The organism is Polynucleobacter sp. IMCC30063 (genome assembly GCF_021395235.1).
In the GTDB taxonomy this organism is placed as follows: Bacteria; Pseudomonadota; Gammaproteobacteria; order Burkholderiales; family Burkholderiaceae; genus Polynucleobacter.
In genome coordinates this window covers 55,922-80,758 of sequence record NZ_JAJVCQ010000006.1, presented here as the reverse complement: position 1 = coordinate 80,758, position 24,837 = coordinate 55,922, and the positions used below count along the sequence as shown (strand labels likewise).

Below are 24,837 nucleotides of genomic sequence, written 5' to 3'. Positions count from 1 at the left end.
CAGGCTGACTTAGCAGGCTGACTTAGCGAGCTCACTTAGCTGAGTTGTTTGACGGCGGTGGTTTTTACGCAGTCAACGAAGTATTCGCTACCTCCATCGACCTCGCGCTTCACCAAGCCATGCACATCAGTCTCAAAACCTGGGAAGCGCTGATTAAAGTCACGGGCAAATTTGAGGTAATCAACAATGCGGCGATTAAAACGCTCGCCTGGGATTAACAGGGGTATGCCTGGTGGATAAGGTGTCACCAACATGGCAGTCACGCGCCCTTCTAAATCATCAATTGATACTCGATCTACTTCCTTATGCGCCATCTTGGCCCAGGCTTCAGCTGGCACCATCGCTGGCACCATATCCGAGGTATACATTTCCGTCGTCATCCGTGCCACATCATGGCTTTTATAAAAATCATGAATTTGCGCACAAATTTCTTTTAAACCAATACGCTCATACCGCGGATATTTGGCAACGAACTCAGGCAAGACTTTCCATAAAGGCTGATTTTTTTCAAAATGATCTTTAAATTGCTGCAGTTCAGTTACGAGGGTATTCCAGCGACCCTTGGTAATGCCAATCGTAAACATAATGAAGAAAGAATAGAGCCCGCACTTCTCGACAATCACTCCATGTTCCGCTAAATATTTGGTAACAATGGCAGCTGGAATTCCCATTTCTCCAAACACCCCTTCGATATTTAAGCCGGGGGTTACTACCGTGGCTTTAATCGGATCGAGCATATTGAAGTCGGGTGCTAACTTACCAAAGTCGTGCCACTGAGCATGAGGTTTTAAGATCCAATCGGCACGCTCACCAATACCCTCTTCCGCAATTTGGTCGGGGCCCCACACCTGAAACCACCAGTCCGCACCAAATTTTGCATCCACTTCACGCATTGCGCGCCGAAAGTCCATTGCTTCTGCAATCGACTCCTCAACCAAGGTTGTACCGCCTGGTGACTCCATCATTGCTGCTGAGACATCACAAGAAGCAATGATGGCGTATTGCGGGCTCGTGGAGGTATGCATTAAATACGCCTCATTAAAAGACTCGCGATCTAGCTTCCGCTCTTCTGCATCTTGCACTAAAACTTGGGACGCTTGCGATAACCCAGCCAACAATTTATGAGTTGATTGAGTAGAAAACAGCAAGCTCTTTTTCGGTCGCGGTTGATCATCACCTACAGCATGCATATTTTTATAAAAGGGATGGAAAGCAGCATGTGGCAACCAAGCTTCATCAAAATGCAAAGAATCGACTTTGCCATCGAGCATAGCCTTAATCATTTCAACGTTATAAATAATGCCGTCGTAGGTACTTTGCGTTAAGGTCATCACGCGGGGCACCACATTTTTATCTTTAATAAATGGGTTGGCATTAATTTTCTTTTGAATATTGGCCCACTCAAATTCTTCTTTGGGAATGGGGCCAATAATGCCCAAATGGTTGCGTGTTGGCATTAAGAAAACCGGGATCGCACCCATCATCGTAATGGCATGAATAACTGACTTATGGCAATTGCGATCGACTAACACCACATCGCCTGGAGCAACCGTGGAATGCCAAACAATTTTGTTTGAAGTTGAAGTGCCATTGGTTACAAAAAACAAATGATCGGCACCAAAAATACGGGCTGCATTACGTTCGCTCGCTAATACAGGCCCGGTATGATCTAAAAGTTGACCAAGCTCTTCTACCGCATTACAGACATCGGCACGCAACATATTCTCGCCAAAGAATTGGTGAAACATGCGTCCAACTGGACTTTTAAGAAAAGCGACGCCGCCAGAATGACCAGGGCAATGCCAAGAATAAGAACCTTCCGAGGCGTAATGGGTTAGTGCCTTAAAAAACGGCGGTGACAGGGAATCGAGGTAGACCTTGGCTTCGCGAATAATATGCCGGGCTACAAACTCGGGGGTATCTTCATTCATATGGATGAAGCCATGCAATTCACGCAAGATGTCATTGGGCATATGACGTGAAGTGCGCGTCTCGCCATACAAGAAAATCGGAATATCTTCGTTGCGCTTGCGCACCTCGACAATAAAAGCACGTAAATTATTTAATGCAGGTAATTCAGTGCTTTCGGAATCAGTTAAAAACTCTTCATCGTCAATCGATAAAATAAAACAAGATGCCCGCGAGGCTTGCTGCGCAAAAGAAGTAAGGTCGCCATAGCTGGTCAGGCCAATAACCTCGATACCTTCACCTTCAATTGCTTCGGCAAGATCGCGAATGCCCGAGCCGGAAATATTTTCTGAGCGAAAATCTTCATCAATAATAATAATTGGAAAGCGAAATTTCATGGTGACTTTCTGATGGCTTACCGAGATCGATTAAGCTTGCTTAGGCCTTAGGCAAGGTTACGCCCTGCTGACCCTGATATTTACCGCCCCGATCTTTGTACGATGTTTCGCAAACCTCATCACTCTCAAAAAAGAGTACTTGGGCACAACCTTCGCCCGCATAAATTTTTGCTGGTAATGGCGTAGTGTTGGAAAACTCGAGTGTGACATAACCTTCCCACTCGGGTTCAAAAGGGGTGACGTTAACAATAATGCCGCAGCGTGCGTAGGTACTTTTACCCACGCAAATAGTTAACACGCTGCGCGGTATTTTGAAATACTCAACGGTGCGTGCCAAGGCAAATGAATTTGGCGGAATGATGCATACGTCGCCATTAAAGTCGACAAATGATTTTTCATCAAACTGTTTTGGATCAACAATCGTACTGTTGATGTTAGTAAAAATCTTAAATTCATTAGCGCAACGAATATCGTAGCCATAACTTGAAGTGCCATAGCTCACAATTTTTTGACCCGCTGCGTTAAGACGCACTTGGCCAGGCTCGAAGGGGCTAATCATGCCCTCTACAGCCATGCGCCGAATCCATGTATCTGATTTAATAGTCATGGCGGCATTGTAAAACCAACCTACCCTCAAGGGGTAAATTAGCCGGCTGGATTGGCTAAAACAACCCGTTCAGCAGCGTTATAGATCTCAAAATGCTTACCCGAGCAACGTGCTAGTAAGGTTAAATTGGTTTTCTGGGCTAACTCCAGACCCATTTGGGTTACGCCTGAGCGGGTTAAAAGAAATGGAATACCCATCTGCGCACCCTTAATGACCATCTCAGAGGTGAGCCGTCCTGTTGTATAAAACACTAAATCACGTCCAGGTAGGTTTGCCAGCCAAAGTAAACCCGAAATCGAGTCGACGGCATTATGTCGCCCAACATCCTCAACAAAATGGAGCAAATTGAGCTGATCTTCAGCGAGACGCTCAAACACCGCACAGGCATGTACCGAGCCGGCTTGTTTATAAATCGTCTCCAAGCCACGCACCGTCTCAAGAAGAGAAATAATGGCCGCTTGAGCCAACTTCGGGCCAGCAGGCAAACGAATTTGCTGCATATCCTCCATTAAGTTGCCAAACATGGTGCCTTGGCCACAGCCCGTGGTTACGACCCGTTTGCTCGTCAGGGCATCGATATCAACCGAACTGCGGTGGGTTTTGATAGCTGCTGAATCAGTCTCCCAATCGACCTGAATGCTGTGAATATCATCAGGTGACTCGACCAAACGTTGATTCAGCAAATATCCCAGCACTAAGGCCTCTGGCGCGGCTCCAAGGGTCATTAAGGTCACAACCTCACGCTTATCTAAATAAATCGTGAGAGAACGCTCGCAAGGGATGAAAGTGGTTTTTTTGCGCCCAAGCTCATCCGTAATGCCCACTTCCTGGACAACTGGCACCGTGGCTTTTGAGAGGATGATTTGCGAACTCATGGCTCATCACTTTAACCGCAGTCTAAAATTGCTGCTGACCCAGCATAATTGAGCTTTTGCAACTTAGTGCTTTATCCCGATATGAAGAGAAGTGAATTGACCCTGTATGAGTAACCCCCAACATAATTTGACTTCCCAACCGCAGGTGCCTTTGCCCTCGCCGCGACGCATGTTGGTCACCTCTGCGCTGCCCTATGCCAACGGACAAATTCATATTGGTCATTTAGTGGAGTACGTGCAAACCGATATCTGGGTGCGCTTTCAACGCCTGAGGGGTCATGAAGTGCACTACGTTTGTGCCGATGATACCCACGGCACCCCCATTATGTTACGTGCTGAACAAGAGGGCATTAGTCCACAAGCCTTAATTACCAAAGTCTGGCAAGAGCATAAACGTGATTTTGATGCCTTTCAAATTTCCTTTGATAACTACTACACCACAGATAGCCCTGAAAATAAAACTCTCGCAAGTGCAATTTATCTGCAGTTACGTGAAGCCGGCCTGATTGAAAAGCGCACGATTGAACAAGCTTATGATCCCGTCAAGGAAATGTTTTTACCCGATCGTTTTATTAAAGGGAATTGTCCTAAATGTAATGCCGCCGACCAATACGGTGATTCTTGCGAAAAATGTGGTGCCACTTATGCGCCCACAGATTTACTCAACCCTTATTCGGTAGTCAGCGGTGCCACGCCAATTCGCAAGGCCTCGGAACATTATTTCTTTAAACTGTCTGATCCCCGCTGTGAGACTTTTTTACGTGAATGGACTCAGGTTAAAACTCCCTTGCAAGTAGAGGCGCGCAATAAAATGAAAGAGTGGGTGGGTGAAGCTGGCGAAAGTAAATTAAGTGATTGGGATATTTCCCGAGATGCCCCTTATTTTGGCTTTGAAATTCCCGACGCACCCGGCAAATATTTTTATGTGTGGCTCGATGCCCCAATTGGGTATTACGCCAGCTTTCTTAATTACTGCCAACAAAAGGGGCTGGATTTCGAAGACTGGGTAAGGCCCAACACCACCACCGAACAGTATCATTTTATTGGCAAAGATATTCTTTATTTTCATACCCTTTTTTGGCCAGCAACCCTCCATTTTTCAGGCTACCGCACTCCTACCAATATTTTTGCACATGGTTTTCTGACGGTTGATGGCGAAAAAATGAGTAAGTCACGTGGCACCTTAATTTCTGCACAGAGCGTAATTGAAACTGGCTTTAATCCAGAATGGTTGCGTTATTACTTTGCGACCAAGCTGAATGCCAGCATGGAAGATTTAGATCTTAATTTACAAGATTTCATTGCCCGCGTGAATAGCGACCTGATTGGGAAATATGTCAATATTGCGAGCCGTAGCGCAGGATTTTTAATTAAGCATTTTGCTGGTCAAGTAAATGATGGCGCTATGTCACATGTTTTACTCCAACAAATTCGCGCTGCTAGCGAACCTATTGCGACACTTTATGAGGAACGTGAATTTGCGAAAGCGTTAAGACTCGTGATGGAATTAGCGGATATGGTCAATGCTTTTGTCGACGAACAAAAACCCTGGGACCTAGCAAAAGATCCAGCTCATAAAGCAGCGTTACATACCGTCTGTAGCGTTACCCTCGAAGCCTTTCGTGCTCTAAGTCTTTATTTAAAACCAGTGCTTCCCCACGTTGCGATTAACGTCGAACAATTTTTAAATCTGCCTCCACAACAATGGCACGATATTGCTGTGCCCTTAAATAGCAAACATCCTGTTCGTCCTTATCAGCATTTAATGAGTCGAGTAGAAGCCAGCCAAATTGACGCTTTAGTTTCAGCAAATCAATAAGCTCCTTGAGCAATCTTAAAATCGTTAATAATGGTGGGCTGAAGTAGTAGTAAAGCCAATTTAAATAGCATAAGTCATTGAAAATATTCAGAAAATTTGTAGCCTATGAAAAAATATCAGTCTGATATCACCCGCTTTTTAACGCAACTGAAGACGGCTCGGCCGAATTTAGAGGCGGGCCAACAAGAGGGGCGAGCCTTGCTCTGGGATAAAGCACCCGTAAGCGCAGAAGATCAGCGTCGCGCCCTGGAAGCAAAAATAAGGCAACGCGCGTACGTCTACTCGAATGATTGATTCAGTCGCTAGCGAAAACGACAGCACACCATCAGTCACCGATGGCATGTCGGCAGCATTTGCCAAGTTATATGGCGAGCCTCTTTTTCAGCTCCCCACCGATCTGTATATTCCGCCCGATGCGCTGGAAGTTTTTTTAGAAGCCTTCGAGGGGCCGCTCGATTTATTGTTGTACCTCATCCGCAAACAAAATTTCAATGTGCTTGATATTCCAATGGCAGAGGTTACTAAACAGTACCTCATTTACATTGATCAAATTCGCCATATTAATTTAGAACTAGCTGCTGAATACTTATTAATGGCAGCCATGTTGATTGAAATTAAATCGCGTATGCTTTTGCCAATGAAAAAAGCGGACAGCGATGAAGAGGTTGAAGATCCCCGCGCTGAATTAGTACGCCGTTTATTGGAGTATGAGCGGATGAAATTGGCTGCCCAAGAATTAGAGCGGATGCCCCAACAAGGTCGCGACTTTCAAATAGCTCATGGTCACATTGATACGACGGTAGCCGTCGTTTGGCCTGATGTGAATATTAGTGACTTACAAATAGCTTGGCGTGACGTTTTGCATCGCGCTAATCTTAATGCGCATCACACTATTATGCGTGAAGAGTTATCGGTACGCGATTTTATGACCCGAATTTTACGGCGCCTACAAAATACCCGTTTCGTTGAGTTTGGTGAATTATTTGAAGAAGCCATTGCTACTGGCATGGGGGTGGCAGTCATCATCGTTAACTTCATTGCCATGTTAGAGCTCTCGCGTGAGGCCTTAATCGAAATCACCCAAGCAGAGCCCTATGCCCCAATTTATGTGCGCTTGGCCTATTCGCCAAATACATGAAAATTATTAGCGATATACAAGAGCTGCGCGCGCAGTTGCGCGGCCAAAATCGCGCTTCTTTTGTACCCACGATGGGTAACTTACATGAAGGGCACCTCTCTTTAATGCGCTTAGCTCGGCAATATGGCGACCCCGTTGTAGCGAGCATCTTTGTTAATCGCTTGCAATTTGGCCCCGGCGAGGATTTTGATTCCTATCCGCGCACAATGGATGCCGACATCGCTAAACTCGAAAAAGAAGGGGTTTATGTTTTGTTTGCGCCGCACGAAAAAGATTTGTACCCCGAGCCACAGGAATACCGCATTAATCCACCACAACAATTAGGCGATATTCTTGAGGGCGAGTTTCGACCAGGATTTTTTATCGGTGTGTGTACTGTGGTGATGAAACTATTTTCCTGTGTACAACCCAGCGTCTCTATTTTTGGCAAAAAGGATTATCAGCAACTAATGATCATTCGGCAAATGGTGCAACAATTTGCCTTGCCGATGCAAATTATTCCCGCTGAAACTATTCGTGCTGACGATGGCTTAGCGCTTTCTTCTCGCAATTCGTATCTTTCTCAAAACGAGCGCGCAGAAGCGCCGCAGTTGAGAATGGCCCTAGAAGTTTTACGCCAAGAAATATTGAGTTTAGGGCCAAGCGATCCAAAACAATTATTGGCTCTTGAAAAAAAAGCGAAAGAGGCCTTAATCGCCCGCGGGTGGAAGCCCGACTACATCGCCATTCGACAGCAAAAAGACTTATTAATTCCAAGCGCTATTGACAGTACACCTTTGGTTATATTAGCCGCAGCGAAATTAGGTAAAACGCGGCTAATTGATAATTTAGAAGTTTAATTTCGGGGCTTTTGGCCAAGCAATTTTTTTACTCAATTTGTATATTCGCATCTTTAATTACTTTGCTATAGCGCTGTCGATCATTTTCAATACGCGCCTTAAAGGCAGCAGGGCTCAGCGATAATGGAGTTGCCCCTTGTTGAATCAGCGTTTGGCGGGTATCGGGTTCGGCAATCACATCGCGCATATCGTTAGCAACTTTATCAATAATTGCGACCGGTGTTCCCGCAGGTGCCACTACCCCAATCCATGAGCCAGAGTCATATCCCGGTACGCCCGACTCAGCAATGGTTGGTAAGTCAGGTAGGGCTGGCGATCTTGTTAAGGTGCTGACCCCGAGTGCCGTAAACTTGCCGGTTTTAACCGCGCCAAGCGACTCTAGTACCGTGGCAAAATACATGTCTACGTGGCCAGCCATCACGTCAGCTGCAGCAGGGCCCCCGCCCTTGTAGGGAACATGTAGTAGCTGAATGTTTGCCATTTTTTCAAATACTTCAGCAGCAATATGCGGGCCACCCCCGCTACCCGAGCTGGCATAACTGACTTTGCCAGGTTTTGCTTTTGCTAGCGCGATCAATTCCTTAATCGACTTCGCAGGAAAATTGGGGTTAACCAACAAAAAAAAGGGTAATTCGGCAATCATGCTGATGGGTGTAAACGCTTTTTCAGCGTCATAAGGCATTTTTTTATAGAGCGAAGGGTTAATCGATAAGGTGCCAACATTACCCACTAAAAGAGTGTAGCCATCTGGCTTTGCTTTGCTGACATAGTCAGAGCCCACCATGCCAGCGGCACCGCCCTTATTTTCAACCACGACCGATTGACCCCATTTGGCTGATAATTTTTGCGCTATTAAACGTGCACCCACATCGGTTCCGCCACCAGGCGGAAAAGGCACAACCAAAGTCACAGTACGAGTTGGAAAAGTATTGCCTGTGGGCGCCTGAGCCACACAAAAACTACTTAAAAAACTTAAAGCAAGTACAAGAACTATATTAATCAAATGATTTAGCAATTTTTGTCTCCCAAGTTATCAAAGTGGATTGACTACTTTATTCGGTAACCCAATGTCTTCCAAAAATTGATCAACATATGGTGCCCAAATTACTTTGCCCTCACTACTCGTAAAAAGCATGTGGGAATCTGAGCCAAAGCTACCATAGGCAATGAATTTAGCATTGGGGTTACCCAACCGATAATTTTCAAACATTCTATCGGCAACAAATCGACTGAAATAACTATCATTATCGCCATATAACCACAGGCTTGGCAGAGTAGTTTCCTTACCAAAAGTTCCGGCCGTTTTATATAAATCACTTTGCCAGTCGCCGCAGCCTTCTCTTCTTAAGCCACCAGCAAAATTAATCAAGCCCTTCACAGAAGGGTCGGGTTTAGACGCGCCATAAGCGAGAGTGGTCCAACCCCCATGCGACTGACCAACAATTAAAGTCCGGGTTTTGTCGACGTAGGGAAGTTGATGCGCAAACGTAATCACTGGCGGAACATCTTCTGCCTGATTGAGTCCATTCGCCTCCAAGCTACAGCCACCGCCCATGTAATGTCCACTCGACTTAGAAAATCCCTGGCGCATTGGTACCAAGACGATGTAATTGCGCTCTAAGAAAAATCGAACGGGCGACAGGGGTCGATACCGCGGCTGAAACTGCGTTAATCCATTTGCTTTACCATGATTAATAATCACCAAAGGAAATGGACCATCACCGCTAGGCTTAAAGATGGTAGTTTCAAGACTGACAGAACCTAAAAATAATTTTTTGGGGACAAAAACTACTTCCTCAGGTAACTTACTTTGGCCTACGACCGATAAAGAGATGGCAAACCAAGTAATGAAAAAAATAGCGAGCGCAAGCGGTTTCACCACTGAGTTTGCTACTAAATTTGTTTGATTTTTTACTAACAAATTTTACTAGGGCTAATCTAAGCTTTGGCCAAGCTGCAAGCCTAAACCAGCTGCCAATTCAGCACCACTAACTTTGCTACCGTTCGCTACTTTGCTTGACTTAGCTTTTAACACTTCTATTTCTCCGCCATGGCAGGCGATAAAAATACTCTGTGCACTAATTTCTGTTACCACTCCAGGCTTGCCGCGTACTGCTGAAAAGGTACGGGCCACCTGTTTAGCTGCATCAAAAATGGCAATTTTTTCACCACCAAAGGTCGTCCATGCACCTGGCGCTGGGTTGGCGGCACGAATCAAATCGTACACCCCTTGTAAGTGTGAGGTCCAATGGATGCGTGTTGCGGCTTGATCAAACCAGCCTTCGTAATTGGCTTGTGACTCATCTTGAATGTGCTCGTGATGTTTGCCTGCTACGACCAAATCAGCGGCCTCCATTAATGCAGCAACTCCCAATGGGAAGAGGCGCTCAAAATAAACTTTGCCCAAAGTGTCATCGGGCCCAATGGCAACCTCTTTTTGCAAGATAACAGCGCCCTCATCCAAGCCATCACTAGGCCGAAATATCGTCAAGCCCGTTTTAGTCTCACCCAAGGCAATCGCCCAATTAATCGCACTGGGCCCGCGATATCGGGGCAGTAATGAAGGGTGATACTGAATCATGCCAAATTTGGGAATGTGTACAAAATCTTGCGGTACAAATTGCAAAACATAAGCCATCACACCAATTTCCGCCTTGCTATCAGCTAAGGCTTGCGCAGCCTCGGGAGATTTGAGCGAAGCAAATTGCAAGGGCTTTAAGCCCAGAGCCACCACGGCTTCTTTAAGCACCTCGGGCTTGCTCGACTTGGGATTATCAGGCGGACAAAAAACTGCGACAACTTCATCGCCGCGCTTTAGAAAAGCTTCTAAAGCGGCCTTACCAAAATCTTGACTACCAATTAAGGCTATGCGCATACAACACCCCTTGGATTAAGCTACCAAATGAAATTATTAGTTAAATAACTTCCTTAGCACGTAAAGCAGTCAGCTCTTCTAAGCTAAAGCCCAGCTCGCGGAGAATTTCATCGGTATGTTCGCCTAGTAAAGGCGAGCGAGTGACTTCCGTAATGCTATCCGACATTTTAATTGGATTGCCAACCGTCAGGTACTTGCCTCGTACTGGATGATCTACCTCAACAATCGTGCCAGTGGCCCGCAAAGCAGGTTCTTCAGCCAATTCTTTCATGGATAAAATTGGGCCACAGGGTACATCGTATTTATTCAGCGTATTCATGACATCAAATTTCGAGTGCTGAATCGTCCATTTTTCGATTTCCGCAAAAATACTCATCAGCCTAGGTAAGCGGGCTACTGGTTTAGCGTAATCAGGATCAGTAATCCAATCTTCACGACCGATCACTTTGCAAATTCCTTCCCAAACCGGCGCTTGCACAACTACATAGATATAGGAATTCGGGTCAGTCTCCCAACCTTTACACTTCAAAATCCAGCCTGGCTGCCCGCCGCCAGAAGCATTACCTGAACGGGGTACTGCGTCGCCAAAGTGGCCGTTCGGAAATTGTGGAAACTCTTTTAACACTCCAGTACGCTCTAGACGCTGCTGATCACGTAACTTCACGCGGCATAAATTTAAGACCGCATCTTGCATGGCTGCCAATACTTTTTGACCTTTGCCAGAATGGGTGCGTTGATATAAAGCGGTCACAATTCCTAAGGCCAAATGTAAACCCGTACCGCTATCGCCAATTTGTGCACCAGTAACCGTAGGCGGCCCATCATCAAAGCCCGTAGTTGAGGCCGAGCCACCCGCACATTGGGCCACGTTTTCATAAACTTTACAATCTTCAAATGGACCAGGTCCAAAGCCCTTTACAGAAGCCATGATCATTTTGGGGTTCAGCTCTTGAATACGTTCCCAAGTAAAACCCATCCGATCAAGTGCGCCTGGAGCAAAATTTTCGACAAGCACATCACACTGCTTAATTAAGCGCTCGAGGATTTCTTTCCCTTCGGGGGTTTTGGTATTTACCGTCAACGAGCGTTTATTGTGATTGAGCATGGTGAAATACAAGCTGTCAGCTTCGGGAACATCCCGCAGTTGTCCGCGCGTTGCATCGCCCTCACCCGACCGCTCCACCTTAATTACATCAGCGCCAAACCAAGCTAGTAATTGTGTGCAGGTCGGACCCGATTGCACATGCGTGAAATCTAAAATTTTTACACCATCCAGCGCTTTTGCCATTGCCTTAATCCTAAAATGTTACAAAAATGCTATTTTAGCTTAGTAAGTTAAAGCGTGTGAAGCCTAATATAAAGGGATTGAGGTGGTATTTTGCAGGCTATTTAGGCTCAAGAGCTGCTAGACGCTGTTTTAGTTGTCGTTCTTCTAAAAAACGCTCAGTATCATCGCGAATGACCGCAGCCACCCCTGTTACTTGATGGGCGTCATCAAAAAGCATGGCTACGGTAAAAGCAATTGAAATGGTGCGGCCGTCCTTATGATTCGCGGGAACCTTTAACAGGGAACTGCCATAACGAGTCGTGCCTGTTTCCATCGATTTATCAAAGCCGACATTATGGCGATGTTGTAAACGCTCGGGGGTAATTAAAGTAAGCGATTGGCCCAATGCCTCAGCCTCAGTAAAACCAAAAATTCGTGTGGCCGCAGCATTCCATAGAGTAATTTTGCCGGCACGATCAGCAACAATCACGGCATCCCCCATGACTTCAACTAACTGCTCCAAATCTACTGATGTTTTCATTGTGTCAAGAGCATAGTGGATATTTGATAAAAAAGGCGCCTATAAAAGGCGCCTTTTTGTGTTAGATCATGAACTAAGCAATTTAAACTGCCTTAGCGGCGTGTAATTGGGAAATTTCTTCAGCGCCATAGCCTAGATCGGCTAAAACTTCATCGGTATGCTCTCCCAAGACTGGCGAAGGCTTAACTTCAATTTCCAAATCGGAGAACTTAATTGGGCTACCAATAGTTAAATACTTCCCTCGCACTTTGTGATCCACCTCAACAATTGATCCACTCTTACGTAAATCGGGTGAATCAGCTAATTCTTTCATCGAAAAAACAGGCGCGCAAGGAATATCAAATTTACGCAAGATATCGACTGCTTCATATTTTGTTTTATCTTTTAGCCAATCTTCAATTGTGGCGAAGATATCAAAAATCTTATCTTGCCGAGCTTGGGCTGTCATATAGGCCGGATCTGTAGCCCACTCTGGCTTGCCAATAGCAGCTGTAATGGGTTCCCAAGCATGACCCTGGATCGTAAAATAAATATAGGCATTAGGATCCGTTTCCCAGCCCTTACATTTCAATACCCAGCCCGGTTGTCCACCACCGCCAGCATTGCCACCACGAGGCACGACATCGGAGAATGTGCCATGGGGATATTGCGGATACTCTTCTAAATAGCCGATTTTATCAAGGCGTTGTTGATCGCGTAATTTAACGCGGCATAAATTTAAGACTGCATCTTGCATCGAGCAGGATACTTTTTGGCCTTTACCAGTTTTTTGGCGTTGCATCAAGGCAGTCAAAATACCAATCGCTAAATGCATACCGGTATTACTATCACCTAAGGCGGCGGCTGATACGGTTGGCGGGCCATCCCAAAAACCTGTTGTTGAAGCAGCGCCACCAGCACATTGGGCTACGTTTTCATAAACTTTCAAATCTTCATAAGAATGGCCATCGCTAAAACCTTTAACTGAAGCCAAAATCATTTTAGGATTTAACTCTTGAATACGTGCCCAGCTAAAGCCCATGCGGTCTAACGCACCAGGGCCAAAGTTTTCTACCATGACATCGGAAGTTTTAATCATTTTTTCTAAAACAGCTTTACCTTCTGGTGTTTTAGTATCTAAAGTTAATGAACGTTTGTTGCCATTCAACATAGTGAAATACAAAGCATCGGCATCGGGAATATCGCGCAATTGACTGCGGGTAACATCGCCAGAGCCTGGGCGTTCCACCTTAATAACATCAGCGCCATACCAAGCTAATAACTGGGTGCAAGCAGGCCCAGCCTGCACATGGGTGAAGTCAATAATCCGAATGCCATCTAATGGTTTAGTCATCATGCAGTTCCTTGGTTTAAATCAATTAAGTGAAAAATAGTTATTTCTTATTTGCAGCGCTAGATGGATTCAGGTTCGTTAAGCGACCACTTTCAGTGCCCGCAGTCTCATCAATTACCGCATTAATTAAAGCTGGCTTACCTGCGGCAATCGCCGCGGTGAGTGCTTTAGTTAACTCTTCTGGAGTCGTTACGTTATAACCAATGCCGCCAAAGGCTTCGATCATTTTGTCGTAACGAATACCTTTTACAAACACGGTAGGCGCAACATCCGCTCCACCAGTAGGATTTACATCGGTGCCACGATATACACCATTGTTATTAAACACAATGGTGGTCACGGGTAAGTTATAACGACAGATTGTTTCTAGTTCCATACCACTAAAACCAAAAGCGCTATCACCCTCAATTGCCACCACTGGCAGCCCGCTAGTAACGGCTGCGCCAATGGCGTAACCCATGCCAATTCCCATAATGCCCCAGGTGCCGGAATCAAAACGCTTGCGGGGCTGGTACATATTAACAATGCTGCGAGCAAAATCAAGCGTGTTAGCGCCTTCATTCACCACATTAATATCGGGACGTGTTTTCAATACATCCCGAATTGCGCGCAAAGCGCTATGAAAATTCATTGGCGTTGGATTTTGTTCCAAGGTGATCGCCATCTTGGCAATATTTTTATCTTTACGATCAGTAATATCACCAATCCAAGCATCACTTGGTCTTGGGAAGTTTGGCCCCATCGCTGCTAGCAACGCAGCCACACACGAACCCACATCGCCAATAAGCGGCGCGGCAATGGCAACATTGCTATCAATTTCTGTAGGTGAAATATCGATCTGAATAAATTGTTTTGGTGCACCACCCCAAGTTTTTCCTTTGCCATGCGCTAATAACCAATTTAAACGCGCGCCAATCAGGATCACCACATCGGCCTCTGCCAAAACATAAGAACGAGTCGCAGAAACACATTGCGGATGGGTATCGGGCAATAAACCTTTAGCCATTGACATGGGAAGGTATGGAATTCCAGACATTTCAACAAATTGCCGAATGTCGGCATCGGCTTGGGCGTAAGCCGCACCCTTTCCCAATAAAATTAAGGGGCGTTTTGCACTTTTAATCAGATCAACTGCCCGTTGAATTGCATCGGGAGCAGGAATTTGACGAGGCACTGGATCAACCACTTTTACTAAGGATTTTTTTCCTTTTTCAGCATCAATCGATTGGCCCAAGAGCTCTGCTGGCAAATCTAAATAAACGCCGCCCGGCCGCCCAGAAACCGCTGCGCGTATGGCTCGGGCAATCCCAATACCAATATCCTCAGCCTTATTAATTCGGTAAGAAGCTTTAGCATAGGGTCGCGCATTATTGAGTTGATCCATTTCTTCATAATCGCCCTGCTGTAAATCCACAATTTCACGTTCGCTCGACCCGCTAATTAAAATCATTGGGAAGCAATTGGTCGTAGCATTCGCTAAAGCGGTAAGTCCATTTAAAAAACCAGGCGCTGAAACAGTTAAACAAATACCTGGCTTTTGGGTCATAAAGCCGGCAATTGCTGCGGCATTTCCCGCATGCTGCTCATGGCGAAAGCCAATGAAACGCATGCCTTCAGCCTGTGCCAAGCGCGCTAAGTCGGTAATGGGTATACCAACCAAACCAAAAATAGTATGGATGTCATTGAGTTTAAGGGCATCAATTACCAGATGAAAGCCGTCAGTTAATGCTGGGGTTTGAGTGTCATTTGTCATATATTTTTTAGTCTATTTGCCCGCGTTTAAAGCCCAATTCTAAAGGGTCTTAATGCAATATCGAGAATATTAGGCTGAGGCGCCATGAGGCGCATTGACTTACGTCAAGTTAGTCCGAAATCGCCAATATTGGCTATTTTGGCCCAATCAAGAATCTACAAAAAAAGTTCTTTATGCTTATTTTTTAAGCGACTCAAGGTCTCGGGAGACAAGTTGAGGTAGGCCGCAAGCTCTTTTTTGGGCAATAACTCAAAGAGGTAAGCATACTTCCGCACAAATCGCTCTACCCGCCCTGGGGCATCAAGCATATGCAAGGTAATAGTATGGGCCATGATTTCACTCATCAGGCGCATAACTTCAAATTCAAAACTATCTTTAATAGTTTGATGTCGATCTAAGAAATCAACCCATTTTTTTAAGGGCATCCGCGCAACTCGCGCTTTAGTAACGCAAGCGATGCTGTAAGGGGCAGCGGTTTTCAGTCGCCAGGCAGCGTAACTAGTTTCAATATCTTTTTCAATTGCGAAACGCAAAATCATTTCTTTTGCATCGACACTAGAAACAATTCGCTTTAAGATGCCATCCAAGACAAAGTACTGCTCCATTTGTGTGTCGCCTTGATGAAGCAAAATTTCAGTTTTCTTTAAATCAGCAATCTCAAGGAGACCCAAAAGTTCTGACATGCTTTTAGGGTCAAGATGCTGCAAAATCACATTTTGACTCAACTGCAAGCGAATCACGTTTTTTTCAGGGTGGTTTTCGAGTATGGTCATCAATTCTAGAGTTTAGATCTCCCTCACAAGCTCTACAGAAGCGCTATGGAAAATCCCTTTGGGGGGCTTTAGCGGTCTGTAAGCGATATTGTAAAACCCTTTACGCAATCAGGTAAACTGCTTAGGTCGTGGTGCCTTTTTGGCTAGTGCAAGCTAGCAATGAAGGTTAAACGGGAAACACTAAACAAACGTGTGCTGCCCCCGCAACGGTAAGCGAGTGTCCCAATTGAAGGCAATCTTCCTTGAGACGCAGAATTTGAATAAGCCACTGTGTGAGTCAATACATGGGAAGGCCAAATTTCTGAAACTCGTCAGCCCGGATACCGGCCAAGACAGGTGGAATTTTTGCGGACGGGGAACTTCGCGCGCCAATCGTAGCAATGGTTGCGTAAGTTATTTGCATTGCATCGCGCCCTGCTCTATTGACGTGCTGTTTCTCAACTCAAAATTCTGTTCGACTCGGCTAACGGGGAAGTTGGCTTAGTGTTCTTAGTACAGGATTTAAACCATGCAGTATTGTTCTTTTATTACTTCTTCATTTTGCGAGAGGATTGCGTTTCTTCGTTTCATTTTATTGGCGCTGCTGAGTATCACGGGCCTGATTTCGAATACTGCTGCCCAAGCTCAAAACCCATCCCAAGCGCAATCTTCAGGAGATAGTTCAGTAGCGGTGATTAACTCCCCGAATTCCACTAAACCACTCATCGTAACAGCCACCCGTATGCCCACCAAAGGTGCGGATGTGTTGGCTGACTATGTTTATATTGGTCCCGAAGAAATCGCTCAGGCTGGGCAAATGAGCGTACCCGAGCTCTTGCAACAGCAGCGTGGCGTACAAATATCGACATATGGTGGACCCGGTGGTCTGGCCAGCGTTTATTTACGTGGTACTAGCAATAATCAAAGTTTAGTTTTAATTGATGGTGTGCGTACCGAATCATCCACTTTAGGTGGTGCAGTTTGGAGCGCAATTCCAATTCAATTAATTGACCATATTGAAATTATCTTTGGACCGCAAAGTACTTTTTATGGACAAGATGCCCTTGGTGGTGTCATTCAAATTTTTACCAAACGGGGCGATGGTCCAGCGCAATTTAGTGCCTCAAGTGGTTATGGTACATATGGCACCACTATTAATACTGCTTCGGTATCAGGCTCGGTTGGTGACGATAAGCCCACACGTTATAACCTTGGTTTAAGCCAAGAAAATTCAATGGGCTTCAATACCGTGGCATCTACAAACCCCTGTAGCGCTGCGAATGCCACGAAAAATTATTGTGCGCCAGGCTACCCTACAACCCGCACGGGCTATACCCGTCTTGGTGCTACGGGACAGGTTTCGCATGAGTGGCAAAAAGGTCAAGAGTTTGGCGTCAAAGTACTGGCCAGCCGTACCAACTACCAGTACCCTGGCTACGATTACGATGTCTCCCTACCAGAGGTCAATTCTCAAGTTAATAATTTATCGATCGCTACTGTCTTTTCTAAAAATCAAATTACGGAAAATTGGCAGAGCTTCATTCAACTTTCAAATACTTCAAATTTTGGCCAGAATTTAACTACAAATAGTAACGACAGCATTAAGTCTCCACAAAATGATTTTTTATGGAAAAACGATATCAAAGTTGGTCCCGATAATTTACAGCTAATGGTCGAGCGGCTAGTGCAATACGCCAATACCACGAATATTAATGCCTCTCGCACTACTAATTCAGCTGCAGGATCGTATCAATTAAATCGTGGCAATAATTTAGCCACAGTAGCGGTACGGAATGACACGATTACGGGGTACGGCCCTATCTTTACCTATAGCGGAGCTTATGGTTATTTTTTAACTAAAGGTTTACGAGCCAATGTGAACTACGGTACCGGTTTTAGAGCGCCGACCTTTAACGACCTTTACTATCCTGGCTATGGCACTCCGAACGTGCAACCAGAAACGAATCGCAACGCCGAAGTAGGCCTACATTACGAGCCAGGTAATTATGAAATTCACTTAGTAGGCTATCAAAATAAAGTACAAAATTTAATTCAAGCCCTGCCTTGTACAACCCAAGCCAGCGGTTACTGCCCCACAAATTTTGCCTCAGTCAACATTACCGGCGCATCATTGGGTGCCAATACGCGACTTGAATACTGGAACTTAAAAGCTGCACTCGACTTACTCAATGCAGTAGATCAAAATACGGGGTTAGCTTTGCCTAATCGAGCTAAACAATTGGCTAATTTAGGCAGCGAATACCGTCGGGGAAAATTAAATGCGGGCGCGAATATAACGATCGCTGGGCAACGTTATGGCAATGCAAAAAATACGGTGACCATGTCTTCCTATGCCCTGCTTGATTTATTCGCGAGCTATGAAATTCAGCCAAAATGGTCCTTATTTGCCCGCTGGAATAATGCCTTAAATAACCAATACCAGCTCTCATATGGCTATCTCACTCCCGGCTCTAATATTTTTGCTGGCGTACGGTACACCCCCTAGTCAATAGCCTATCTATGAAACCGAATTCATGTCCCACTCTGCTGATTTCAGCTCCCGCATCGGGTCAAGGTAAAACGACGATCACAGCCGGCTTAGCCCATTTCCTTACCAAGCAAGGTAAGCGGGTCCGTGTTTTTAAATGTGGTCCAGATTTTTTAGATCCATTTTGGCTAAGTCTTGCTAGCCGAAACCCCGTTTACCAAATTGATCTCTGGATGACAGGCGAAGATGATTGTCAAGCTAGACTTCGAGAGGCGGCAGAATCTGCTGACGTTATTTTGATAGAGGGTGCCATGGGGCTATTCGATGGTGACCCGAGTGCCGCAGATTTAGCAATACGCTTTCATGTTCCGGTGATGGCAGTCATCGACGCCTCTGCTATGGCTGGCACATTTGGTGCCCTTGCTTTAGGGTTAGAACAATATCAACCCCATATGAAATGGGCAGGCGTTTTAGCTAATCGAGTCGCATCTCCTGGGCACGCAGCCATGCTAGAGTCAGCCATCGCCAATCCCCATCATTTTTTAGGTGCCATCTTTGCCAATACCGAAATGGGCTTTCCTGAAAGACACCTTGGCCTAAAAATGAGTGCAGAAATTGTGAATGCTGAACAAAAACTGGACCTGATTGCTAATGCAATCGAAGCCAGTAATTTTGGTGAAACGATCTTGCAACGCTTATCAAGTTTAGTAGTCGAATATCCTACCAATATAAAAAAAGAGTTAAATCAAAAATTACTTGACGATAAAATCATTGCGGTCGCTAAAGATGCTGCTTTTTGTTTTATTTATCAAGCCAATTTAGATGTACTCGAAAAATTAGGTGCCCGTATTCAGTTTTTTTCTCCTTTACGAGGTGATCCTCTGCCAATATGTGATGCAGTATGGCTGCCGGGTGGATATCCAGAGTTATATGCAGAAGCATTAGGTAATAATCAGGAATTGAAACGTCAACTACATATGCACATGCAAAACAATCGGCCCATTTGGGCTGAATGTGGTGGCATGATGGCTTTATTTGAAACGCTCATAACTACTGACGGTCAACCGTATCCTATGTGGGGTGTATTGCCAGGTACCGTAACGATGCAAAAACGACTTGGCGGACTTGGCTTGCAATCTTTACGCCTATATGGCCAAGAGATACGTGGTCACACCTTTCATTATTCAACTTGCATAAGTCCATTAAAAGCTCACACGCAATGTTTAAAAAAAACGGAAGCAATTAACAATGCATCTGGCGAATTACTCTTCCAAAAAAACTCTCTACAGGCTAGCTATTTTCATGCTTGGTTTGCGTCGAACCCCAAAGCCACTGCAGCTTTATTTCTGCCACAAGATCGCCAGCAATGACTACCTCGACTATGACTATTGCCCGTAGTGAACTCATTCTGGGCGGGCAAAAAAGTGGTAAATCCTCACGCGCAGAACAGCTGGCTGCAGAGTGGTCCATCAGCGATCCACAGCATGAGGTCATGATGATTGCAACCGCTCAAGCAGGGGATGCCGAAATGAAAGTGCGCATTGAGTTACATCGCCTCCTACGTCAGAAAAAATTACCACGCTGCCAAACTATCGAAGAAACAATCGAGATAGCAAAAGTGATTGAACAATATTCTGACCCAAAACGATTTTTGCTGATTGATTGCCTCACGCTTTGGTTAAGTAACTATCTTAGCCCACCCCCAGAACAAAATAATGCCAGCCCTTCAGATTTAGCGGCTTCATTTTTGCAGGCGCATTCCGCTCTACTGAATGCAATTCATGCTTGCAGGGGTCCAATAGTCTTAGTTAGCAATGAAATTGGTCAAGGTGTCATTCCGCTTGGCGCTGAAACGCGTTACTTTGTAGATCAACTCGGATTATTAAATCAGGTAGTTGCCCAAGCGTGTGAACGCGTCACCCTCATGGTGGCAGGTTGCCCAATATATATTAAAGGGACAGCATGAAAGTCCACTGGCTTCTTATTTTTGCTTTAGTAATGGTTACTTCAAGCGCATGGGCCATCGAAATTACTGATGATCAAGGATATACGACGAGTCTACAAAAATCTCCGCTACGAATTATCTCGCTACTCCCCTCTATAACGGAAACAATTTGCGTATTAAAACAATGCCAAAAATTAGTAGGCATTGATCGGTATTCAAATTGGCCAGAAAGCATTCAATCATTACCATCTGTTGGTGGGGGATTAGATCCAAATATTGAAGCCATTGCTGCCTTAAAGCCTGATGTAGTACTGGTAGGAAAAAATTCGCGCGCCAGTGAACGCTTGCGTTCACTGGGAATAAAGGTCATTGCTTTTGATGTGAAGGACTATGCTGATGTACACCAAGCCTTGCAACGCCTGACTTTAATACTCGGAGCTCCCCCAAAGGATGCTGAAACGATTTGGCTTAATTTGCTAACACAAGTGCATACGATTGCCAGCACCTTACCCAAAGCCGCTAACGGTCAACGAGTTTACTTTGAAGTCAGCAGTACACCCTTTGGCGCGGGTGAATCTTCGTTTATTGGCGAAACCCTTAAGCGCTTACATCTGACCAATATTATTCCAAGTTCTTTGGGTCCTTTCCCGAAATTAAATCCCGAATTTATCGTGCGAGAAAATCCCGACCTCATCATGATGGGTTATAAACAAAGTGGTCAAATTGAAGGTAGGCCTGGATGGAAAAAAATGAGTGCGGTAAGTCAGCAACGTATTTGCACTTTTACTCCCACTGAAGCCGATATTCTGTCTCGTCCAGGTCCTCGCCTTGCTGAGGGAGCGCAAATTATGGCTAACTGTATTAGCGCAAAATATCCATGACTACTATCCAAGCTGCGAATTTCCCCTCTCGGGTCCGAGTGTGGCGCCTAAGCGTTATTTTACTAGTTACTACTAGTATTTTATTCATCATCGGTATGAGCGTAGGAAGCACTGGGATCAAGTCTTTTATATTGAATACTAGCGACGCTGGCGCATGGCAAATCATTTTTGATATCCGTTTACCGCGCACGCTCGCTGCTTGGCTAGCCGGTGCCCTCTTAGGTCTTGCTGGCGCAATTGCCCAGGGACTCTTTCGTAACCCTCTCGCTGATCCTTATTTATTAGGGAGTGCCTCGGGGGCTACCTTAGGAGTTGCATTGAGTTTAATCTTGTTAAGTACAAGTCTATATGCTGAAAATTGGTTTATGCGAATTGGCATAACGAGCGCTGCTTTTTTTGGCGCTCTAGCCGGCGTGCTTATCACTATTTTTCTTGCGAAAGGCTTCCAACATACTTTTAGACTACTCTTGGCTGGGGTAATAGTAGGTGTAATTTTGGGGGCGCTGGGTTCCTTTATTTCCATCATGAACCCAGAAATATTGCAAGCAATGCAAGCATTTATGTTGGGAACCACTAGTTTCGCAGGGTGGTCTGCATGTGTCATCATGAGTATTGCGCTCATCTTTAGCTGTGCTCTAGCTTGGCCTCTAGGTAAAGCGCTTGATGCTTTAGCGCTAGGCGAATTAACAGCACTTAGTCTTGGCATTAATTTGAACTTAGCGCGCGCGATATTCATTTTCATCTTAGCCTTAGCTACAGGTACTGCGGTGAGCCAAGTTGGCATCATCGCTTTCGTTGGCCTAGCTGCTCCCCATTTGGTACGCTCGCAAACTAACGTAACCCATCACATGCTCTTACTGCTTTCGAGCGGTGTTGGTGGAGGCTTATTACTTGCAGCTGACATTCTTGCGCGCGCACTCATCGCCCCCCAAGAATTACCTGTTGGCTTATTAACAGCAATTCTAGGGGGCAGTTACTTATTATGGTTAATGCATGCTAAACAACCCGTTGGCAGGTATAAATGATTGCCATTAACACTCAAAATATTAGCGCCAAACTCGGAGGTGTCGAAGTCTTACATCATATATCTGCCGCAATTCCACAAGCGCAATGGACAAGCATTATTGGGCCTAATGGCGCAGGAAAGTCTACTTTCTTAAAAGTAATCGCGGGTTTGTTACCGCATACCAATTCTGTAAATATTTTTTCAATACCCCTGCACACCATGCAAGCTAAGGAACGTGCTAAAAAAATTGCTTGGCTTGGACAAAACGAAGTTATTAGTGATGATTTATTGGTATACGACTTAGTAATGCTGGGGCGATTACCACATCAACAATGGTTTAGTAGTCCCAGTGCCACAGATCACCATATTGTCGAACAAGCATTACGGTCTACCCAAGCATGGAACTTGCGCCATCGCCCCATTAACGAATTGTCAGGCGGTGAGTGTCAACGGATTTTAATTTCACGTGCCTTAGCAGTGCAGGCTGAAATTATCCTGATGGATGAACCCCTCGCTAATCTCGACCCACCACATCAGGCTGATCTTATCGACTTAATTCAATCCCTAACCCAGCAGGGTACCACCGTTGTTACGGTATTGCATGATATTACGTATGCGTTGCAAGCTAATCATGTCATCATCTTGAATCAAGGCTCGCTTTCTTATGAAGGTGCCACCACGCACCAGCAAACCCATGCACAAATTGAAACTGTATTCTCCAACCGCATCAAAATTCATCCCCTACAAGGATCTTGGGTTGTCATGCCCCAAAACCGCTAACACCATCGCAAGGATTTAATATGCAAATTGAAGCGCCTCCAACAGACAAGCCCTATGAAAAATCTCCCGGCGAACGCCGTGGGCTAGTGCTCATTTATACCGGCAACGGCAAAGGAAAAAGTACTGCCTTATTTGGTTTATCTCTACGCGCCCATGGTCGAGATAAAAAGGTCAAAATTTACCAATTCATGAAAGTTCCCAGTGCCCGTTTTGGTGAACATCGCATGTTTGAAAAATTAGGTATACCCATTGAAGGCTTAGGTGATGGCTTTAGCTGGAAAAGTAAAGATTTAGAACATTCGGCACAACTTGCGCGTAATGGCTGGGAAAAAGCCAAGCAAAGCATTCTGAGCGGTGACTATTTTTTAATTGCTTTGGATGAAATCACTTATCCCCTTATTTATGGCTGGATACCCTTAGCCGATGTAGTTGAAACATTGCAAAAACGGCCTAGCCATGTGCATGTTTGCCTAACTGGTAGACGCTGCCCACAGGAGATTATTGATATTGCCGATACCGTGAGCGAAATGCAGCAAATTAAACATGCTTTCGACGCAGGTGTTCCAGCACAACGGGGCATTGAGGATTAACGCACGCATGGATACTCATGCTTGAATTTATGTTCAACAACTCTGTCCTAGGATGGGGAATTCTGGGCGGCGCTATATTTATTGCTCTCATGATTGATCGTTTTTTTGGTGAGCCCTATTACTATTTGCATCCAGTTGTATGGATGGGCCAGTATTTAAAAATAACTGGACAACTTATTTCGCCCCGAGTCGTAATCTACAAAAAGCATCAAAAACTAGCTTATTTTTTTATAGGAATGGCCGCATGGCTAATGGGTGCAGTTATAGTCGTGGTTTGCGCAGTCTATATACAAAGACTGGCCTTTTCTTTGTCTCCAATTGTTGCTTGCCTATTTCTGGGCTTACTAATTAAGCCCCTATTTTCTTGGGCATTTTTATCTGCAGAGGTCTACGCTGTGAACGCCGCCTTAAGCCGTTCTTTAGTTGAAGGGCGTCAACGCTTAGCCATGATTGTGAGTCGCGATACACAAGCACTCAATCCGATCCAAGTAAGGGAAAGTGCGATTGAGGCGCTAGCTGAAAATTTTAATGACTCTGTAATTGCGCCGCTATTTTGGCTAGTACTTGGCGGCCTTCCAGCTGCAGCCCTATATCGCTATGCGAATACCGCAGATGCCATGTGGGGATATCGTGATCAACGCAATGGAAGACATTGGGAATGGGCTGGTAAATTTGCCGCCAAAATTGATGATCTTTTATCTTGGATTCCAGCACGCATCAGTGGCCTTTTGATTTTAATGCAGGCAAGACAACAACATGAGCCAACATATACCTTTGAACAACTATGTCGCGAGGCAAAAAAAACGCCATCGCCCAATGGTGGCTGGCCAATGGGCTCAATGGCGCTAGCCTTACATATTCAGCTGAGTAAGCCCACAATTTATAGTCTTAATAAAGGCGCTTGCTTAGCAATGTCTACGGACATTGGTCGTGCTTGTACATTATTACAGCGCCTAATGAATAAATTGATTTTCCTCTGTTTAATCAGCAGTTTAATTCCTGTAATTTATCTGCTCATGACTTCAGGTCTAAATGGCTAATC

General features: G+C 45.2%; 22 protein-coding genes, 1 pseudogene and 1 riboswitch. Of the genes and pseudogenes, 12 read left to right on the top strand and 11 right to left on the bottom strand.

Annotated features, from left to right (window positions below):
• Positions 1-35: 35 nt before the first annotated feature.
• The 3 genes from LZG75_RS11190 to LZG75_RS11180 are packed head-to-tail and all read right to left on the bottom strand — an operon-like array spanning position 36 to position 3,788.
• A complete protein-coding gene (locus tag LZG75_RS11190) occupies positions 36-2,306 on the bottom strand; it encodes an arginine/lysine/ornithine decarboxylase (protein ID WP_233924738.1) in 2,271 nt (756 codons plus the stop codon).
• Between the two features lie 40 nt (positions 2,307-2,346).
• On the bottom strand, positions 2,347-2,913 hold the full coding sequence (gene dcd, locus LZG75_RS11185; protein WP_233924739.1) for a dCTP deaminase: 567 nt from the start codon (positions 2,911-2,913) through the stop codon (positions 2,347-2,349).
• A 38-nt stretch (positions 2,914-2,951) separates the two neighbouring features.
• On the bottom strand, positions 2,952-3,788 hold the full coding sequence (locus tag LZG75_RS11180; protein ID WP_233924740.1) for a formate dehydrogenase accessory sulfurtransferase FdhD: 837 nt from the start codon (positions 3,786-3,788) through the stop codon (positions 2,952-2,954).
• A gap of 106 nt (positions 3,789-3,894) precedes the next feature.
• Here LZG75_RS11180 and metG point away from each other — a divergent pair.
• From metG to panC, 4 genes and pseudogenes are all read left to right on the top strand, one after another.
• Positions 3,895-5,604 (top strand): annotated as a pseudogene (gene metG, locus LZG75_RS11175) (methionine--tRNA ligase); the annotation flags it as partial.
• 108 nt (positions 5,605-5,712) lie between these two features.
• Complete coding sequence (locus LZG75_RS11170) at positions 5,713-5,901, top strand: DUF3460 family protein (RefSeq protein WP_233924741.1); 189 nt, start codon at positions 5,713-5,715, stop codon at positions 5,899-5,901.
• Positions 5,894-6,745: a ScpA family protein gene (locus LZG75_RS11165; RefSeq protein ID WP_233924742.1), complete on the top strand. Its 852-nt coding sequence runs from the start codon at positions 5,894-5,896 to the stop codon at positions 6,743-6,745. Before LZG75_RS11170 ends, LZG75_RS11165 begins: the two co-directional genes overlap by 8 nt.
• The gene (gene panC, locus LZG75_RS11160; protein WP_233937568.1) at positions 6,742-7,584 is read left to right on the top strand and encodes a pantoate--beta-alanine ligase; all 843 of its coding nucleotides are present in this window, start codon (positions 6,742-6,744) and stop codon (positions 7,582-7,584) included. The genes LZG75_RS11165 and panC overlap by 4 nt, the downstream gene beginning before the upstream one ends.
• Positions 7,585-7,612: 28 nt before the next feature.
• On the opposite strand, the gene LZG75_RS11155 is transcribed toward panC, so the two are convergent.
• The 8 genes from LZG75_RS11155 to LZG75_RS11120 all read right to left on the bottom strand — a co-directional run bounded on the left by LZG75_RS11155 (position 7,613) and on the right by LZG75_RS11120 (position 16,126).
• Positions 7,613-8,536, bottom strand: a complete 924-nt coding sequence (locus LZG75_RS11155; RefSeq protein ID WP_233937567.1) for a tripartite tricarboxylate transporter substrate binding protein — start codon at positions 8,534-8,536, stop codon at positions 7,613-7,615.
• An 81-nt stretch (positions 8,537-8,617) separates the two neighbouring features.
• A complete protein-coding gene (locus LZG75_RS11150; protein WP_233937566.1) occupies positions 8,618-9,466 on the bottom strand; it encodes a prolyl oligopeptidase family serine peptidase in 849 nt (282 codons plus the stop codon).
• 51 nt (positions 9,467-9,517) lie between these two features.
• The gene (locus tag LZG75_RS11145) at positions 9,518-10,459 is read right to left on the bottom strand and encodes a methionyl-tRNA formyltransferase (protein WP_233924746.1); all 942 of its coding nucleotides are present in this window, start codon (positions 10,457-10,459) and stop codon (positions 9,518-9,520) included.
• Positions 10,460-10,499: 40 nt separating this feature from the next.
• On the bottom strand, positions 10,500-11,747 hold the full coding sequence (frc, locus tag LZG75_RS11140) for a formyl-CoA transferase (protein WP_233924747.1): 1,248 nt from the start codon (positions 11,745-11,747) through the stop codon (positions 10,500-10,502).
• 97 nt (positions 11,748-11,844) lie between these two features.
• Positions 11,845-12,267 (bottom strand): PAS domain S-box protein, encoded by a 423-nt coding sequence (locus LZG75_RS11135; protein WP_233924748.1) that lies wholly within the window; start codon positions 12,265-12,267, stop codon positions 11,845-11,847.
• Positions 12,268-12,349: 82 nt separating this feature from the next.
• A complete protein-coding gene (gene frc / locus LZG75_RS11130; protein ID WP_233924749.1) occupies positions 12,350-13,600 on the bottom strand; it encodes a formyl-CoA transferase in 1,251 nt (416 codons plus the stop codon).
• A gap of 40 nt (positions 13,601-13,640) precedes the next feature.
• The gene (oxc, locus tag LZG75_RS11125) at positions 13,641-15,353 is read right to left on the bottom strand and encodes an oxalyl-CoA decarboxylase (protein ID WP_233924750.1); all 1,713 of its coding nucleotides are present in this window, start codon (positions 15,351-15,353) and stop codon (positions 13,641-13,643) included.
• Positions 15,354-15,508: 155 nt separating this feature from the next.
• Positions 15,509-16,126: a Crp/Fnr family transcriptional regulator gene (locus tag LZG75_RS11120; protein ID WP_233924751.1), complete on the bottom strand. Its 618-nt coding sequence runs from the start codon at positions 16,124-16,126 to the stop codon at positions 15,509-15,511.
• 112 nt (positions 16,127-16,238) lie between these two features.
• Positions 16,239-16,473, top strand: a riboswitch (cobalamin riboswitch).
• Positions 16,474-16,700: 227 nt separating this feature from the next.
• Here LZG75_RS11120 and LZG75_RS11115 point away from each other — a divergent pair.
• The 8 genes from LZG75_RS11115 to cbiB are packed head-to-tail and all read left to right on the top strand — an operon-like array spanning position 16,701 to position 24,835.
• Positions 16,701-18,611, top strand: coding sequence for a TonB-dependent receptor domain-containing protein (locus LZG75_RS11115; protein WP_233937565.1), 1,911 nt, complete (start codon positions 16,701-16,703; stop codon positions 18,609-18,611).
• Positions 18,612-18,625: 14 nt separating this feature from the next.
• The gene (locus LZG75_RS11110; RefSeq protein ID WP_233937564.1) at positions 18,626-19,963 is read left to right on the top strand and encodes a cobyrinate a,c-diamide synthase; all 1,338 of its coding nucleotides are present in this window, start codon (positions 18,626-18,628) and stop codon (positions 19,961-19,963) included.
• Entirely contained in the window at positions 19,960-20,559 is a 600-nt protein-coding gene (locus LZG75_RS11105) for a bifunctional adenosylcobinamide kinase/adenosylcobinamide-phosphate guanylyltransferase (RefSeq protein ID WP_233937563.1), read from the top strand. The genes LZG75_RS11110 and LZG75_RS11105 overlap by 4 nt, the downstream gene beginning before the upstream one ends.
• The gene (locus LZG75_RS11100) at positions 20,556-21,419 is read left to right on the top strand and encodes an ABC transporter substrate-binding protein (protein ID WP_233937562.1); all 864 of its coding nucleotides are present in this window, start codon (positions 20,556-20,558) and stop codon (positions 21,417-21,419) included. The genes LZG75_RS11105 and LZG75_RS11100 overlap by 4 nt, the downstream gene beginning before the upstream one ends.
• Positions 21,416-22,444 carry an iron ABC transporter permease gene (locus LZG75_RS11095; protein WP_233937561.1) on the top strand — a complete coding sequence of 343 codons (1,029 nt, stop codon included), beginning with the start codon at positions 21,416-21,418 and terminating at the stop codon, positions 22,442-22,444. The genes LZG75_RS11100 and LZG75_RS11095 overlap by 4 nt, the downstream gene beginning before the upstream one ends.
• Positions 22,441-23,205, top strand: coding sequence for an ABC transporter ATP-binding protein (locus LZG75_RS11090; protein ID WP_233937560.1), 765 nt, complete (start codon positions 22,441-22,443; stop codon positions 23,203-23,205). Before LZG75_RS11095 ends, LZG75_RS11090 begins: the two co-directional genes overlap by 4 nt.
• Before the next feature lie 20 nt (positions 23,206-23,225).
• Positions 23,226-23,795, top strand: coding sequence for a cob(I)yrinic acid a,c-diamide adenosyltransferase (gene cobO / locus LZG75_RS11085; protein WP_233937559.1), 570 nt, complete (start codon positions 23,226-23,228; stop codon positions 23,793-23,795).
• A 17-nt stretch (positions 23,796-23,812) separates the two neighbouring features.
• Positions 23,813-24,835, top strand: coding sequence for an adenosylcobinamide-phosphate synthase CbiB (gene cbiB, locus LZG75_RS11080; RefSeq protein ID WP_233924758.1), 1,023 nt, complete (start codon positions 23,813-23,815; stop codon positions 24,833-24,835).
• Positions 24,836-24,837: the final 2 nt, after the last annotated feature.

Coding starts and splice junctions, on each gene's coding strand:
- LZG75_RS11105 (WP_233937563.1), top strand. CDS start 19,960: ATGACTACCTCGACTATGACTATTGCCCGTAGTGAACTCATTCTGGGC.
- LZG75_RS11145 (WP_233924746.1), bottom strand. CDS start 10,459: ATGCGCATAGCCTTAATTGGTAGTCAAGATTTTGGTAAGGCCGCTTTA.
- frc (WP_233924747.1), bottom strand. CDS start 11,747: ATGGCAAAAGCGCTGGATGGTGTAAAAATTTTAGATTTCACGCATGTG.
- panC (WP_233937568.1), top strand. CDS start 6,742: ATGAAAATTATTAGCGATATACAAGAGCTGCGCGCGCAGTTGCGCGGC.
- LZG75_RS11090 (WP_233937560.1), top strand. CDS start 22,441: ATGATTGCCATTAACACTCAAAATATTAGCGCCAAACTCGGAGGTGTC.
- frc (WP_233924749.1), bottom strand. CDS start 13,600: ATGACTAAACCATTAGATGGCATTCGGATTATTGACTTCACCCATGTG.
- LZG75_RS11180 (WP_233924740.1), bottom strand. CDS start 3,788: ATGAGTTCGCAAATCATCCTCTCAAAAGCCACGGTGCCAGTTGTCCAG.
- LZG75_RS11170 (WP_233924741.1), top strand. CDS start 5,713: ATGAAAAAATATCAGTCTGATATCACCCGCTTTTTAACGCAACTGAAG.
- dcd (WP_233924739.1), bottom strand. CDS start 2,913: ATGACTATTAAATCAGATACATGGATTCGGCGCATGGCTGTAGAGGGC.
- LZG75_RS11135 (WP_233924748.1), bottom strand. CDS start 12,267: ATGAAAACATCAGTAGATTTGGAGCAGTTAGTTGAAGTCATGGGGGAT.
- oxc (WP_233924750.1), bottom strand. CDS start 15,353: ATGACAAATGACACTCAAACCCCAGCATTAACTGACGGCTTTCATCTG.
- LZG75_RS11165 (WP_233924742.1), top strand. CDS start 5,894: ATGATTGATTCAGTCGCTAGCGAAAACGACAGCACACCATCAGTCACC.
- LZG75_RS11095 (WP_233937561.1), top strand. CDS start 21,416: ATGACTACTATCCAAGCTGCGAATTTCCCCTCTCGGGTCCGAGTGTGG.
- LZG75_RS11190 (WP_233924738.1), bottom strand. CDS start 2,306: ATGAAATTTCGCTTTCCAATTATTATTATTGATGAAGATTTTCGCTCA.
- LZG75_RS11110 (WP_233937564.1), top strand. CDS start 18,626: ATGAAACCGAATTCATGTCCCACTCTGCTGATTTCAGCTCCCGCATCG.
- cbiB (WP_233924758.1), top strand. CDS start 23,813: ATGCTTGAATTTATGTTCAACAACTCTGTCCTAGGATGGGGAATTCTG.
- cobO (WP_233937559.1), top strand. CDS start 23,226: ATGCAAATTGAAGCGCCTCCAACAGACAAGCCCTATGAAAAATCTCCC.
- LZG75_RS11120 (WP_233924751.1), bottom strand. CDS start 16,126: ATGACCATACTCGAAAACCACCCTGAAAAAAACGTGATTCGCTTGCAG.
- LZG75_RS11100 (WP_233937562.1), top strand. CDS start 20,556: ATGAAAGTCCACTGGCTTCTTATTTTTGCTTTAGTAATGGTTACTTCA.